This is a genomic window from Streptomyces smyrnaeus (assembly GCF_017676345.1).
Taxonomy (GTDB): domain Bacteria; phylum Actinomycetota; class Actinomycetes; order Streptomycetales; family Streptomycetaceae; genus Streptomyces; species Streptomyces smyrnaeus.
Window position 1 is genome coordinate 104,710 of the sequence record NZ_JAFFZM010000022.1, and the last position, 14,243, is coordinate 118,952.

The 14,243-nt window shown below is 69.5% G+C and carries 13 protein-coding genes; 9 read left to right on the plus strand and 4 right to left on the minus strand.

Translation table 11 applies throughout. The annotated features are described in order from the left end of the window. Positions 1-43: 43 nt before the first annotated feature. From JW613_RS29300 to JW613_RS36940, 4 genes are all read left to right on the plus strand, one after another. Positions 44-1,768: a BCCT family transporter gene (locus tag JW613_RS29300; RefSeq protein ID WP_307866085.1), complete on the plus strand. Its 1,725-nt coding sequence runs from the start codon at positions 44-46 to the stop codon at positions 1,766-1,768. 252 nt (positions 1,769-2,020) lie between these two features. Beyond that, entirely contained in the window at positions 2,021-3,364 is a 1,344-nt protein-coding gene (locus JW613_RS29305) for a TrkH family potassium uptake protein (protein WP_209213896.1), read from the plus strand. After that, on the plus strand, positions 3,357-4,046 hold the full coding sequence (locus JW613_RS29310; RefSeq protein WP_245226464.1) for a potassium channel family protein: 690 nt from the start codon (positions 3,357-3,359) through the stop codon (positions 4,044-4,046). The genes JW613_RS29305 and JW613_RS29310 overlap by 8 nt, the downstream gene beginning before the upstream one ends. Before the next feature lie 126 nt (positions 4,047-4,172). Then, entirely contained in the window at positions 4,173-4,535 is a 363-nt protein-coding gene (locus JW613_RS36940) for a con-10 family general stress protein (protein ID WP_209213897.1), read from the plus strand. A gap of 240 nt (positions 4,536-4,775) precedes the next feature. Here JW613_RS36940 and JW613_RS29320 read toward each other — a convergent pair whose 3' ends face one another. Beyond that, positions 4,776-5,720 (minus strand): phosphatase PAP2 family protein, encoded by a 945-nt coding sequence (locus JW613_RS29320; RefSeq protein WP_307866088.1) that lies wholly within the window; start codon positions 5,718-5,720, stop codon positions 4,776-4,778. A gap of 676 nt (positions 5,721-6,396) precedes the next feature. Between JW613_RS29320 and JW613_RS29325 the strand changes: the two genes are divergently transcribed. Continuing rightward, a complete protein-coding gene (locus JW613_RS29325) occupies positions 6,397-6,882 on the plus strand; it encodes a phosphatase domain-containing protein (protein ID WP_209213899.1) in 486 nt (161 codons plus the stop codon). A gap of 58 nt (positions 6,883-6,940) precedes the next feature. After that, on the plus strand, positions 6,941-7,363 hold the full coding sequence (locus tag JW613_RS29330) for a hypothetical protein (RefSeq protein WP_209213900.1): 423 nt from the start codon (positions 6,941-6,943) through the stop codon (positions 7,361-7,363). Between the two features lie 74 nt (positions 7,364-7,437). Here JW613_RS29330 and JW613_RS29335 read toward each other — a convergent pair whose 3' ends face one another. Continuing rightward, on the minus strand, positions 7,438-8,337 hold the full coding sequence (locus tag JW613_RS29335; protein ID WP_209213901.1) for a serine hydrolase: 900 nt from the start codon (positions 8,335-8,337) through the stop codon (positions 7,438-7,440). Next, complete coding sequence (locus JW613_RS29340; protein ID WP_307866086.1) at positions 8,334-9,290, minus strand: LysR family transcriptional regulator; 957 nt, start codon at positions 9,288-9,290, stop codon at positions 8,334-8,336. The genes JW613_RS29335 and JW613_RS29340 overlap by 4 nt, the downstream gene beginning before the upstream one ends. 120 nt (positions 9,291-9,410) lie before the next feature. On the opposite strand from JW613_RS29340, the gene JW613_RS29345 reads away from it, so the two are divergent. From JW613_RS29345 to bla, 3 genes are read left to right on the plus strand one after another with little or no spacing between them, the layout of a single operon-like run. Further along, on the plus strand, positions 9,411-10,895 hold the full coding sequence (locus tag JW613_RS29345) for a peptidoglycan D,D-transpeptidase FtsI family protein (protein WP_209213903.1): 1,485 nt from the start codon (positions 9,411-9,413) through the stop codon (positions 10,893-10,895). Further along, positions 10,892-12,595 (plus strand): serine hydrolase, encoded by a 1,704-nt coding sequence (locus tag JW613_RS36660; protein WP_307866087.1) that lies wholly within the window; start codon positions 10,892-10,894, stop codon positions 12,593-12,595. The genes JW613_RS29345 and JW613_RS36660 overlap by 4 nt, the downstream gene beginning before the upstream one ends. Before the next feature lie 4 nt (positions 12,596-12,599). Next, on the plus strand, positions 12,600-13,586 hold the full coding sequence (gene bla, locus JW613_RS29355; protein WP_209213904.1) for a class A beta-lactamase: 987 nt from the start codon (positions 12,600-12,602) through the stop codon (positions 13,584-13,586). An 81-nt stretch (positions 13,587-13,667) separates the two neighbouring features. Here the strand turns inward: bla and JW613_RS29360 are convergent, their stop codons facing one another. Next, entirely contained in the window at positions 13,668-14,114 is a 447-nt protein-coding gene (locus JW613_RS29360) for an STAS domain-containing protein (RefSeq protein WP_209213905.1), read from the minus strand. Positions 14,115-14,243: the final 129 nt, after the last annotated feature.

Below are 14,243 nucleotides of genomic sequence, written 5' to 3' on the forward strand. Positions count from 1 at the left end.
TCCGGCCTGGTGGCTTCACAACCTGACCGCAAAGGATGAACGCGTGGCTGCGCAGACATCGGCCGGAACATCTGACCAGAAGCCGGAGTCGAGATCTCCGGCGCCGCCGGGAGGCGGCTCGATCTCGCGATGGGTCTTCTACCCGTCGGCCATCGTCATCCTGCTCTTCGTGCTCTATGCCGTGATCGGCCAGGACACGGCCGCGGAACAGGTGCAGAAGGTCCAGGACGAGATCGTCGGCAACCTGAGCTGGTTCTACATGGCTCTGGTGTCGCTCTTCGTGATCTTCGTCATCTGGATCGGTATCGGTCGCTACGGAGACATCAAGCTCGGCAAGGACAACGAGAAGCCCGAGTTCGGTACCGGCTCCTGGTTCGCCATGCTGTTCGCCGCCGGTATGGGCATCGGCCTGGTCTTCTGGGGCGTCGCCGAGCCGCTGAACTTCTTCCACGCACCGCGGCCGGGCATCGGCGAGGGCGCCCCGGCCCGGGAAGAGTTCGCCATGGTGCAGACGTTCCTGCACTGGGGCATCCACCCGTGGGCGATCTACGTGGTGGTCGGCCTGGCCGTCGCCTACTCGGTGCACCGCAAGGGGCGCCCGGTCTCCATCCGCTGGGCACTGGAGCCGATCTTCGGCAACAAGGTGAACGGCGTCTGGGGCAACGTCATCGACTCCGTCGCCGTCATCGGCACCCTCTTCGGCGTGGCCACCTCGCTGGGCCTCGGCGTCATGCAGATCGCCAGCGGAATGAACTTCCTCGGCTGGGTGGACAACCCGAACAGCAAGCTGCTGCTCGTCGTACTGATCGCCTGCATCACCGGCATCGCCACGGTCTCGGTGGTGACCGGTATCGGCAAGGGCATCAAGTGGCTGTCCAACATCAACATGGGCATGGCCGCCCTCATCATGATCTTCGTGCTGGTCGCCGGCCCGACGGTCTTCATCCTCAACGGGCTGGCGCAGGACGTCGGCGGATACCTGCAGAACGTGCTGCAGCTCAGCTTCGACACCGGTGCCGCCCACGGTGAGGAGGGCACCAGCTGGGTCAACGGCTGGACCGTCTTCTACTGGGGCTGGTGGATCTCCTGGGCGCCGTTCGTGGGTATCTTCATCGCCCGCATCTCCCGCGGCCGGACGGTCCGCGAGTTCGTGTGCGGTGTCCTGCTGGTGCCCACCCTGCTGACCTTCGTCTGGTTCGCCATCTTCGGCGGTACCGCGCTGTTCCAGCAGATGAACGACAAGCACAACTACATCCACGACGGCGCTGTCAGCACCAACAACGCGCTGTTCGAGATGCTGGACACGCTGCCCGGCGGCACCTTCGTCGCGGGCGTGTCGATCCTGCTGATCGTGCTGTTCTTCGTCACCTCCTCCGACTCCGGCTCGTACGTGGTCGACATGCTCGCCTCCGGCGGCGACCCGAACCCGCCGGTCTGGAGCCGGGTCTTCTGGGCGCTGGCCGAAGGTGCCGTCGCCATCGCGCTGCTGCTGGCCTCCGACCTGGAGGGCGGAGCCGCGTCGCTGAACACGCTGAAGACCGCGGCCATCGTCATCGCGCTGCCGTTCAGCATCGTGATGATCGGTATGTGCATCGCCACCTTGAAGTCGTTCCATCAGGAGCGGCAGGCGTATCTGAGGGCCAAGGAGCAGAAGCAGCAGGAGGAGCTGATCGACCAGACCGTGGCTGCCATCGAGGACAGCCTGGAGAGCGGGACGCTCTCCGATGCGGTCGACTCCTCGAAGAGCTCGACCAACGGCAAGGGCTAGCACCACCGACCGTCGCCAGGTGCCGGGGCCGCAGTCTTCGAGACTGCGGCCCCGGCCCGCTTCGGTGTCCTGCGTCCGGCCGCATCCGGTGGGGGAAGGTGGCGACGTCCGGGTGTTTCCGGTGCTCAGGACGGCTGCAGCACGGACACGGAAGGGTGCCGGTGCCGAGGACGGCCGGTGAATTGCTTATCGTCTTCCGGTACGAACAATCTACGAACAATCGTGGTACCAGTCCGCGGGGCGGAGGACGTTGTGGTGACCCGGTGGCGGCCACGTGTACGACACCCGGCGCAGATGGTCGTGGCCGGCTTCGCCATGGCGATCGCGCTCGGGACCGGGCTGCTGATGCTTCCGGTCGCCAAGGCCGGGTCGGGGTCGGCGTCCGGGCTGGAGGCCGTGTTCACCTCCACCTCCGCCGTGTGTGTGACCGGACTGATCGTGGTCGACACCCCCGAGTACTGGAGCGGATTCGGCCAGGCGGTGATCCTGGCACTCATCCAGGTGGGCGGTTTCGGGATCATGACCTTCGCCTCCTGGCTGGTGCTGCTGGTCTCGCACCGGATGGGACTGAAGGCACGGCTGACCGCCGCCACGGAGACCAAGACCCTGGGCCTGGGTGACGTCCGTACGGTCGTCGTCCGTGTGGTCAAGGTCAGCCTGCTGCTGGAGGCCGTCACGGCGGTGATCCTGACCGTGCGGTTCGGTACCACCTATGACGAGTCCTGGCCGCGGGCGCTGTGGCTGGGTGTCTTCCACGCCGTCTCGGCGTTCAACAACGCCGGTTTCGCCCTGTACTCGGACAGCATGATGGGATTTGTCACCGATCCCTGGATCTGTCTGCCCATAGCGGGCGCCGTGATCGCCGGGGGGCTCGGTTTCCCGGTGCTGTTCGAGTTGCGCCGCCGGCTCCGCAAACCGCGTTCCTGGTCCCTGCACACCAAGATCGTGCTCGGCGCGTCCGGCATCTTCCTGGTCGGCGGCAGCCTCTTCGTCACCGCACTCGAATGGAGCAACCCCGCGACACTCGGCCCGTTGAACGTCCCCGGGAAGATTCTGGCCGGGTTCTTCCAGGGCGTCATGCCGCGCACGGCGGGCTTCAACAGCGTGGACATCGCGCAGATGAACCCGGCCACCTGGCTGGGTACGGATGTGCTGATGTTCGTCGGCGGCGCCAGCGCGGGCACCGCGGGCGGCATCAAGGTCACCACCTTCGCGGTGCTGTTCTTCGTGATATACGCCGAGATCCGCGGCGAGGCCGCAGTCAACATCTTCCATCGGCGCCTGCACGGCGACCTCCAACGGCAGGCCCTGACCGTCGTGCTGCTGTCGGTGGCCGCCGTGGCCACCTCGACGCTGGCCTTCATGGTCTTCACCGACTTCAGCCTGGACCAGTCGCTGTTCGAGGTCACCTCCGCCTTCGCCACCGTCGGTCTGTCCACCGGCATCACCGCGGGGCTGCCCGGCGGCGAGCAGGTCCTGCTGACCGCGCTGATGTTCATCGGCCGCCTCGGACCCATCACCATCGCCTCCGCGCTCGCCCTGCGCCTGCGTGTCCGTATGTACGACCTTCCCGAGGAGCGACCCGTCATTGGCTAGGAAACGCACCCCCAAGAGCCGCCGCGGCACTCGACAGGACTCCGTGGTCGTCATCGGGCTCGGCCGCTTCGGCCGTTCCCTCGCGCTCGAACTCGTGGACGAGGACACCGAGGTCCTCGGCATCGACGAGGATCCCGAGGTCGTCCAGTTGCTGTCCGGCTCGCTCACCCACACGGTGCGGGCCGACTCCACCAAGGAAGACGCCCTGCGGCAGCTCGCGGTCCACGAGTTCGACCGTGCCGTCGTGGCCATCGGCACCGACCTGGAAGCCAGCATCCTCACCGCCTCGCTGCTCATCTCCTTCGGTATCGAGAACGTGTGGGCCAAGGCCACCAGCGAGGCCCACGGCCGCATCCTCACCCAGCTCGGGGTACAGCACGTCGTCTATCCCGAGCACGACATGGGCCAGCGCGTGGCCCACCTCGTACGCGGCCGCATGCTTGACTACATCGAGTTCGAGGACGGCTTCGCGATGGTCAAGACCGATCCGCCCGCGGAGATCCTCGACGTCCCCCTGTCCCACAGCGCGGTCCGCACGCGCTACGGCATCACCGTCGTCGCCATCAAGCGCCCCGGCGAAGGCTTCACCTACGCCACCCCGGAGACGGTGGTGAAGGCCGACGACACGATCATCGTGGCCGGCCGTACCAGGGCGACCGAACGCTTCAGCGAACTGGGCTGACCTCGGCAGACTGCCGCTCGCGAAAAGATTTCCCGGAGCCTCGAATCCTTCTTGTTTCGGTCCGCGACCTTGGGTACCCGCCGCACCAGACAGGTCGTAATCGACGCAAAGAAGGAGGACTCGGTCATGGCTGAGAACCCGGGCAACTTCGCGAATGACCCGCAGCGTGCTGCTGAGGCCGGCCAGAAGGGCGGTCACGAGAGCACCGGTAACTTCGCGAATGACCCGCAGCGTGCTGCTGAGGCCGGCCAGAAGGGTGGCCATGAGAGCGGCGGTAACTTCGCGAACGATCCGCAGCGTGCTGCTGAGGCCGGCCAGAAGGGTGGCCATGAGAGCGGCGGTAACTTCGCGAATGACCCGCAGCGTGCTGCTGAGGCCGGCCAGAAGGGTGGCCATGAGAGCGGCGGTAACTTCGCGAACGATCCGCAGCGCGCTGCCGAGGCCGGCCAGAAGGGCGGCCAGACCAGTGGCGGCGGACAGGGCCGTTGAATCGGCCACCTGTCGGGAGACGCCCCACGTCTCCGTACGCCGATGTGTCGGTGGGCTGCCCGCCTCAGTGCGGGCAGCCCACCGTCGTCGTACGAAGGCGTCGACGACCGGGGACCGACAGTCCCGGCAGGCTGGGCAGCACCGGGACTGTCGGCCCGGGCAGCCTAGCGGTGGCGCCCTCGGACCCGGGAAGGGCACACCGGGCGAGAGCCGTTCGGCGCCCACAGGTGTGACATGCGGTCATCCCCTCGGCCCAGGACGACGGGACGTGGGAGACCGCCCCATCGAGGTGCCCGTCTCCCCGGACCCGCTCGCTCGGCGGCCGGATGGGTCCCCGGCCTCGGCTGCCGGGTCGTCGGAAGCCGCCGGGTTGTCGGCGGACACGGGAGTGAGGCGGCAGGCCCGGACGATCGGGCGGGCGCAGACCCGGCCTGCCCACTGCAGGCCGGCGGACAGCGCCAGTACGGCCAGGGACGCGGCGGCGTCGAGCCAGAAATGGTTGGCCGTCACGACGATGACCGCGAGCGTCAACAACGGGTGCGCCAGCACCAGCCAGCGCACCCGGCTGCGACTCACCCGGATGACCGCGACGGCGACCACGACCGCCCAGGCCACATGCACGGAGGGAATGGCGGACAGCTCGTCGGCCACCACGCTCCCGGGGCCGCCGGCGTAGACCGACTGCCCGTAGCGTTCGGCCGTGTCGGCGAACCCGAGCTCCGGCACCAGCCGGGGCGGCGCCACCGGGACCAGCTGCACCACCAGCGACACGACCGTGACGAGTACGACGTAGGTGCGCACCCACGGGTACGAGGAGCGGTGCCGCCAGTACAGCCATACCAGCAACGCGGCCATCGCCCCGAAGTGCATCACCGCGTAGTAGTAGTTGGCGGCCTGCACCAGCCACGGGTGCGGCAGCACGGCCTGCTGCCAGTCCACCTCGTCCGGCAGCCGAAGGCGCTGCTCCCAACGGTGGATCCACCGTGCTCGCTCGACGGCGGCGTGCAGATCCCCGGCCGACATCCGTGCCGGGACCTGCCAGACGAGGAAGACCGCGGAGATGATCCCGATCTCCCGCAGCAGCAGCGGAGCCCGGGGCCAGCGCCAGTGCCACAACGGCAGGCTCAACGCCAGGAGGACCAGCGGCACTCCCGCGGACAGAAGCCAGGCCGCGGCTGCTCCCACCGTCAACGGCTCCCACTCCTTTCCGGCCCGCAGCGTTGGCGGCGCACGTGGGCGGCAGGCTCGTGCGCAGCCACCCACGCCTGTACGCCGCCGGCGGCCCTCGCCGCACCGGCCGCTGCACACCACAGGAACGGGTGTCCACCGCCCCTCATGGTGGCGGCATCCATGGACAACTCGGATGATTGGTCGGTACCCCAGCGTTGCGCCGATTGCGAACAGGGCACCCGAAAAGCGGACAGAGCGAGCGCGTCTCTCCGTCGGCCCGCAACACCCGGTCCCGAGCCGGGGGCCGCTGTACCGGGCGCCGGGGTGCTCGCCAGGAGTGCGGCCGGGCGGAAGTGCGGCCATACTGAGGCACGTCACAGCGTGCCCAGCCACCGCGACCGAGGTGCTCCGGAGGGATACGGGTCATGACGAACGACCAGCGCAAGGAAGCGTATCTGCGGCAGACCGGCCGGAAGGAGCTGACTCCGCGACAGCGGCGCCGGATGATCAAGAAGGCGCGTCAGGGCAAGGAGTAGCCGGACAGCCCGGCGCGGCACCCACGAGGCCGGGCAGGAACATCTCGGCCCGTCCGGCCCCGACCGCGCTGCCGGCGGTTCCGGTTCACTCGTCGGGCCCGACGGCCGAAGGTCCGGTGCCGGAGAATGTCCCGGGCGGAAAGCGAGGCGGTGAGATGGCTCTGCGGGCGCCCTTGGCGGTCTTCGACCTGGACGGGACGCTGGCCGACGTCCGGCACCGGCTGACCTTCCTGCAGCAACGCCCTCGCGACTGGGACGCGTTCTTCGCCGCGGCGGTGGACGATCCGCCGCTGGCGAAGGGCGTGGCTCTGGCGCTGGAGACGGCCGAACGGTGCGAACTGGCGTACGTCACCGGCCGTCCCGAACGCTGCCGGGCCGACACCGTGGAATGGCTCAGGACCCACGGCCTGCCCACCGGCAGGCTCCTGATGCGGGCCGAGGACGACCGGCGTCCCGCCCGCGTCACCAAACCGGTGCTGCTGCGGCAGCTGGCCCGGGAGCGCGCCGTGGCGCTGGTGGTCGACGACGACGAGCAGGTCAACGCCGCCTACGAGAGCGAGGGTTTCCGGGTGCTGCACGCCGACTGGATGCCGGCCCCCGCGGTCCTGGAAGCGGCACAGGAACGGGAAGGGCGCACCTGACCCGGGCCGCCGCCGACGCAGCGCCGCTGTGTCAGTGGCCCCCGGCAGAATGCACGCTGTGAGTCTCCACTACGAAGTCGTCTTCAACTGCTTCCTGCGCCGGGACACCCCCGAGCCGGTCCTGGCGGCCCTGCGCTGGCACCTTGAGCTCGACCGTGAACGCCCGGCGGACCTGGATCCCGGGATACACACCTTTCCCCTGCTCGCCCCCGACCCGGACAGCCGTCTGCCCGGGGGCGACATCGCCTCTCTGCGGCTCCAGTCCCGCGGCTTCGCGGCCGGTGGGGAGCTCCGGGCCTGGGGGCTCCTCAGCCGCAACTACTGGCTCGACGACGACCTGGGCGAGCTCGTCACCATCCTGGACCTGCTCGCACCTCATGTGGAGGAGCCGGGCTTCGGCGGATACTTCCGGGAGGAGTACGACACCGAGCCGACCATCTTCACCTTCCGGAACGGCGGTTACGGGCCGTTCACGTTCTGACCGTGCCCAGCCGTGGTCCCGGTGAAGGACGCGGTCCGAGTACGGCTGCAGCACGAGCAGGTCGGTGGAGCCTGTCAGGAGCGCAGGGCGTCGACGGCGAGGTGCGCCGCGGTGCCGATGACGGCGTCCGCCGCGGGCAGGATGGCGGCCGGGCTGGCGGCGCGGGTGAAGACAGCGACGGCGTAGCGGCCGCGGTCGGGGTACTCGACGACGCCGACCTCGTTGCGGAGGGTCGGTGCGCTGCCGGTCTTCCCGGCCACATGGACGTCGTCGAAGGGGAAGCCGGAGGCCAGCCGGTGCGGCCACACCTGCAGGCTCAGAAGACGGCGGATGGCGGCGCTGTGCTGCGGGGCGCAGGCCTCGTCGCGCCAGACAGCGGCGAGCAGCCGGGTCATGTCGCGTGGGGTGCTGCGGTTGGTGCTGGCGGGGTCCAGCGCGCGGAGGCGGGCGAGGACCCGCGGGTCGGCCAGGGCCTGCGGACCGGCGTGTCCGGTGTCCTCCTTGAGAGTGGCGACGAACTCACCGAAGGTCTGGACGGCATGGGTGCGGGTGAGACCCAGTCGCCGTGTGGTGGCGTTCACCGCCTCGAGGCCGACACGGCGTAGGAGGAGATCGGCGGCGGTGTTGTCGCTGACGGCCATCATCAGATAGGCGGCGTCACGGAGCGAGACCCGGGCCGGATCGAGCATGGCGGACAGCCCGGTGGGCCCGGGGGTACGACCGTCCGGCGGGCACTCGGCCTGTTCCGTCAGCTCCAGGCGCCCTTTCTCGGCCTGCTGGTGGAGGGCGACGAGCACGCAGACCTTGTGGACGCTGGCGGTGACGACCGTATGGTCGGCGCCGGCGTCGACCTGGGCACCGGAGTCGATGTCCACGGCGTGCAGCCAACCGGTGACGCCGGCTTCGGCGAAGGCGGCGCGGATGCGGTCCCGGGCTCGGGCATGGGCTCGGGCGTGGGTGCGGGGCTCTGTCATATCCAGTACTCCGCCGCCGGGCGCAGATGCGTCGGGCCCGAGGGCAGGTCGGGGCCGACGGCGGCGGTACGGCCCAGGGCATCGGTGACGGTGTCGGCGAAGGCGCGGACGGCGGCGTCCCCCCGCCCTTTGAGCCAGGCCGCCGAGTGGCGCCAGGCCAGTGGGGCGCCGCTCAGCGGGCGCCAGGTGAGATCGGGGTCCCGGGCGTCGTACGCGTCGCGCGGGCCGAAGGCCACCGCCCGGCAGGACAGCAGCAGACCCCGGGTGAAGCTGCTGCCGTGACCGTGCCGGACGGCGGCGGGGGTGTAGCCGTGCCGGGCGCAGGTGGTCAGCAGATCGTCGTGCACGGCGGGGGCGTGCGCGCGGGGAAAGAGGATCAGTTCATAACCGCTCAGCGCGCTCAGCGGAACGGTCTCCAGGCGGGCGGCCGGGGCGGCGTGCGGCAGCAGGACGCCCAGTTCGTGGCGGAGGACGGGGCCCAGTTCCAGGCCGGACACATCGCAGGGATGGTGTATGAGCCCCACATCCAGATCGTGCGAGGCGAGCCGGGCGAGTTGCTCGGCCGTCGGCAGTTCGTGCAGCTCCAGCTCCACACCACCTTGCCGCTCCTGGAAGCCGGCCAGGGTAGCCGCCACCATCTCGCCGGTGATGTCGGGGGAGAGCGCGGCGCGCAGCAGTCCGCTGTGCCCGTCCTGGATACGGCGAGCAGTGGCCATCAGCGCCTCGGAGCGGGCCAGCAGCTGTCGGGCCTCGTCCAGCAGGAGCGTGCCGCCCTTGGTGATCGTCACCCGACGGCTGGAGCGCTCGAAGAGCCGCACGCCCAGCTCCCGCTCCAGCCGCTGGATGCGTTGCGACAGGGGCGGCTGCGCCATGCCGAGACGTTGGGCGGCACGGCCGAAATGTGACTCTTCTGCAACAGCCACAAAACACTGCAGGTGCCGTATCAGGTCCACGACGAGGAACCATATCGTGGATTGATCGATGCGAGAGCGATATCGGTCTTGGACGTCATGCTGCGGCTGCGGCTTTCCTCGGGGCATGGAAGAGCACGAGCGCCCGAAAGACCACGAGCGATGAACAGACTCCTGCGGCACACGGCTGTCTTCTGCGGCCTGCTGCTGTTGACCCTGCTGGCGCGGGCGACCTGGCTGCAGTTCGTCCAGGCGGACAGCCTGGCGGACGACCCGAGCAACCGCCGGGTGCGGATCGCGGCCTTCGCCCAGCCGCGGGGCGACATCATCGTCGGCGGCACCGCGATCACGGACTCCCGCAAGACCCCCGGCTCGGACCTCGCCTATCGGCGCGTGTACCGGGACGGCCCGATGTACGCCCCGGTCACCGGCTACCTCTCCCAGGCCCAAGGGGCCACGTTCCTCGAAGGCGTCCACAGCGACCTGCTCGCGGGTGAGGACGTCAGGCTGGTGAAGAACCCGCTCGACGCCCTGATCGGCAGGAAACCGAGCGGCGGCGATGTCGTCACCACCATCGATCCGGCGGCTCAGAAAGCCGCCTACCAGGGGCTGACGGACCTGGACGCCAAGGGTGCCGTGGTCGCGCTCGACCCGCGTACCGGCGAGATCCTCGCCCTGGCGAGCACACCGTCCTACGACCCCTCCGACTTCGCCGGCCTCTCCGCGCGGGAGAGCGAGAAGTTCACCGAGTTGGAGCGGGACAAGGACAAGCCGCTGAGCAACCGGGCCATTCGGGAGGCCTACCCGCCCGGCTCCACGTTCAAGATCCTCACCGCGGCGGCCGCCCTCGAACACGGCACGGTCACCGACATCGACCGCCCCCTCGACATTCCCGCTCCCTACCGGCTGCCGCAGAGCAGCACGACGATCGGCAACGTCGTGCCCGACTCGCAGTGCGACGGCGTCTCGATGAGGACCGCCCTGCAGTGGTCGTGCAACAACGTCTTCCTCGACACCGCGTGGAAGACCGGCAAGGACAAGATGCGCGAGACGGCGGAGAAGTTCGGCTTCAACGCCGAGCAGTTCACGCCCGTCCGCACAGCCGCCAGCAGCTATCCGAAACGGCTCGACGCACCCCAGACCGCGCTGACCGGAATGGGCCAGGGCAGTTTGACCAGCACCCCGCTGCAGATGGCCATGGTCACCGCGGGCATCGCCAACGACGGCAAGGTCATGAAGCCCCAGCTGGTCGACGAACTGCGCGGCCCCGGCCTGAGGACGATCGAGAAGAGCACTCCGGAGGTCCTCGACCAGGCAGTCTCCGAGGCCACCGCACGGCAGGTGCAGGACATGATGGAGCACACCGTCACGCACGGCACCGCTGACAAGGTGCGTATCCCCTCGGTGACGGTCGGCGGCAAGCCCGGTACCGCCCAGCGCGGCGCCGATGTCCGCGCCGAACGCCCCTACGCCTGGTTCGTCGCCTACGCCAAGCAGGCCGACGGCACCTCCCCGGTCGCCGTCGCGGTCTTCGTCGACCCCGAGGACATGGACATCTCCCGCTCCGAGATCGCCGGTGGCCGCCTGGGCGCCCCCATCGCCAGATCCGTCATCCAGGCCGTCCTGGACCGAGAGGACGAACAGTGACACGCATATCCCAGCCCGAGGACAAGCCCGGCACCGCGGAAGCCTCCACCAGACCGGCGCGGCCGGACGTCGAGACCGATACCGACATCGGCATTGATACCGATACCGATACCGAGACCGGCACCGAAGACAGGGTGCCGTCGGAGCACATCTGCGACGGCGGCACCGAAGGTTCGGACACCGACGGTCCGGACACCGACGGTCCGGACACCGACGGTCCGGACACGGACATCCCCGGCGACGACGTCCCCGACTCCGACGAACGCGACACCGGCGTCTCCCACACCGATGTCCCCGGCGACGACGACAAGGAGCGGACCGAGGACCGGACCCCGGAAGAGCACCCCGAAGCCCCGAAAGCGACGAGAACCGCGCCGAACGAGCCGGGCTCCGTATCTGCCCTGGACCCTGCCTCAGCGCCCGGGACGACTCCACCCGAGATGACGGCGCGGCGCCGCCTGAACATCCGCAGACCCCGGCTCTGGGTCGCGGTCGCGCTCGTACTGGGCCTCGTCCTGGCGACAGTGCAGACGCTCCGACCGCTGCCCGCCCCGGTCCCGCGGCTGGAGGCGGCGCACGCCTCCTACACGATCCCCGGGCACTTCACGATGCCGTGGCCGGGAGAGGGCCAGGCCGCTGTCACGCTTCCGGGGACGGGAATGGTCGGCACCCACGGCAGGCAGCGGCCCGTGCCGACCGCGAGCGTCGCCAAGGTGATGACCGCCTACGTCCTCCTCACCGAGCGGCCGCTCCGCAAGGGCGAGGAAGGGCCCATGATCGAGGTCGACGCCAAGGCGGTGGAGGAAGGCAGGTCCAAGCACGAGTCGCGGATCAAAGGGCTGACGGCAGGTCAGAAATTCAGTCAGCGGGACATGTTGAAGATGCTGATGATCCCCTCGGGGAACAACATCGCCCGCCTGCTGGCCCGCTGGGTCACCGACAGCCGCACCGAGGCCGCCTTTGTGCGGAAGATGAACGCCGCCGCACGGAAGCTGGGGATGAAGGACACCACCTACACCGATCCCAGCGGTCTGGACGCCGCGACCGTCAGTACCGCCGTCGACCAACTGAAGCTGGCGGAGGCGGTGATGAGGTTCGATGCCTTCCGCGCGGTCGTCGCACTGCCGAGCGCCACGGTGGACGGTCTGGACGAACCGCTGATCAACAACATGGACAAGCTGCTGATGTCCGAACTGAGCATCAGGGGTATCAAGACCGGGTCCAACACGCCGGCCGGCGGCACGCTGGTGTGGGCCGCGTACAAGACCGTGGGCGACAGGACGCCGCTGATCCTCGGCACCATGCTGGACCAGCACTTCGACGGTGCCGATCCCAACGGGGCCAACAGCCTCACCCTGGTCAAGGACAACAGCAAGAAGATCGTGCGGGCGATCCGGGCTTCGCTCACCTCGGCAACGGCCGTCCGCAAGGGTCGGGTGGTCGGCTATCTGGACGACGGTCTGGGTGGTCGCACCCCGCTGGTCACCGAGGAGGACTTCACCGTCGTCGGAGTCCCCGGCCAGCGGGTGGAGTTGCGCATCACCGCCCGCGGTGCGCCGCTCCCGCACTCCGCGAAAGCCGGCACCGAGGTCGGCTTCCTGACAGCGGGCAGTGGCCAGGACGCCGTGAAGGTCCCGGTCACCCTGCGCAACGCACTCTCTTCACCGTCCTTCATGGCGAAGCTGACCCGCTGGAGCTAGGCAGATGCCCTACCGTCCGCCCCCGTCCTCACCGTCTCTGTGCTCCGCCCAAGCCGGGCCCTCCCGTCGCGCGTTGCTGGCGGCTGCCGCTGTGCTGCCCCTGGCGGGATGCGGCACAGGCGAGCAGACGTCCTCCGGATCGTCCCCGTCCTCGTCCCCGCCCTCCTCCTCGACGGGGCGCCGCCGCTCGTCCGTGTCCCCGTCCGCGTACCGGGCGCGGTTCACGGCGCTCGAACGCAAATACGGCGCCAGGCTCGGTGTCTACGCCCTGGACACCGGTAGCGGCGCCACGGTGTCCTACCGTGCGGACGAACGCTTCGCGTTCTGCTCCACGTTCAAGGCGTTCGCGGCGGCGGCCGTTCTGCACCGCAACCCGCGCAGCCACCTGGACAAGCGGGTCACCTACACCGAGGCCGACGTGGACTCCATCTCGCCGGTCACCGAGGACCACATCGCGACCGGCATGACCATCGGACAGCTGTGCGACGCGGCCGTGCGTTACAGCGACGGCACCGCCGGGAATCTGCTGATGCGCGACATCGGCGGCCCTGAGCAGTTGACCGCCTATCTGCGCGGTCTCGGCGACAAGGTCAGCCGGATGGACAACTACGAGCCCGAGTTGAACCAGGTCGGGCCGGGCGACCCGCGCGACACCACCACCCCCGAGGCGGTTGCCGCCGACTACCGCAAGCTCGTTCTGGGGGACGCGCTGAGCGACGACGAACGCACCCTGCTCAAGGGCTGGCTCCTGCGCAACACCACCGGTGTGGGCAAGAAGCGTATCCGGGCCGGAGTCCCCCGCGGCTGGAAGGTGGCCGACAAGACGGGAACCGGCAACTGGGGCCGGGCCAACGACATCGCCGTCGTATGGCCGCCGCACAAGGCCCCGCTCGTGATGGCCGTCCTGTCCGACCGGCCCGGCTACCGCGCCAGGCCCAAGAATTCCCTGATCGCGAAGGCGACCGAGCAGATCGTCTCCGTTCTCACCTGAGGGCTCCGGGGCGCGCGTCGTACGGGGCGCGGGCCCGTACGTATGTGTCGGCCGACCCGCGCGGCGGCCGACGCGTACGGGTCATCGGGTGGGGAGCGCGGTGAAGGTCCGGCCGCTGCACCGGCCGGTCGGGCCGGTAGGGGTGACGCCTGTGGTGGGGGCGGGAGCGACGGTGTGGGCGGGGAGCTGGGGCAGGTGGGTGTGCACCTCGAAGACCCCGCTGAGGCGGGCGTGCGCGAGGATGCGCAGGAAGTGGCCGCTGTCGGAGACGAGCCGCAGTCTGCCGTGCCGCGCCAGTGTGCGGTTCCGGGCCCGGCACAGGAGGCGGAGTCCGCTGCAGTCCAGGAAGGACACGGGCCGCAGGTCCACCACCAGATCGGGGCGCCGACCGGTGGTCAGCGTATCGAGCAGGGCCGTCAGCGCAGGCGCTGTTCTCAGGTCGATCTCGCCGCCCAGCTCCACGACAGTCACGCCGCTGTCGAGGCGTTCTGTGTGGAAGGGCGCGAATGCGCGGGTGTTCTCGGACATGGACCGAGAAAAGCCGGTTCGGCCGGTCGCACGGTAGGGCCGGTCGGCCCCGTGCGTATGTTCGGTTCGGCCGGTGGCCGACGGGTCGGCGTGGGGCGCGCAGGGCCGTCCGATACCGCTGTGCTGCGT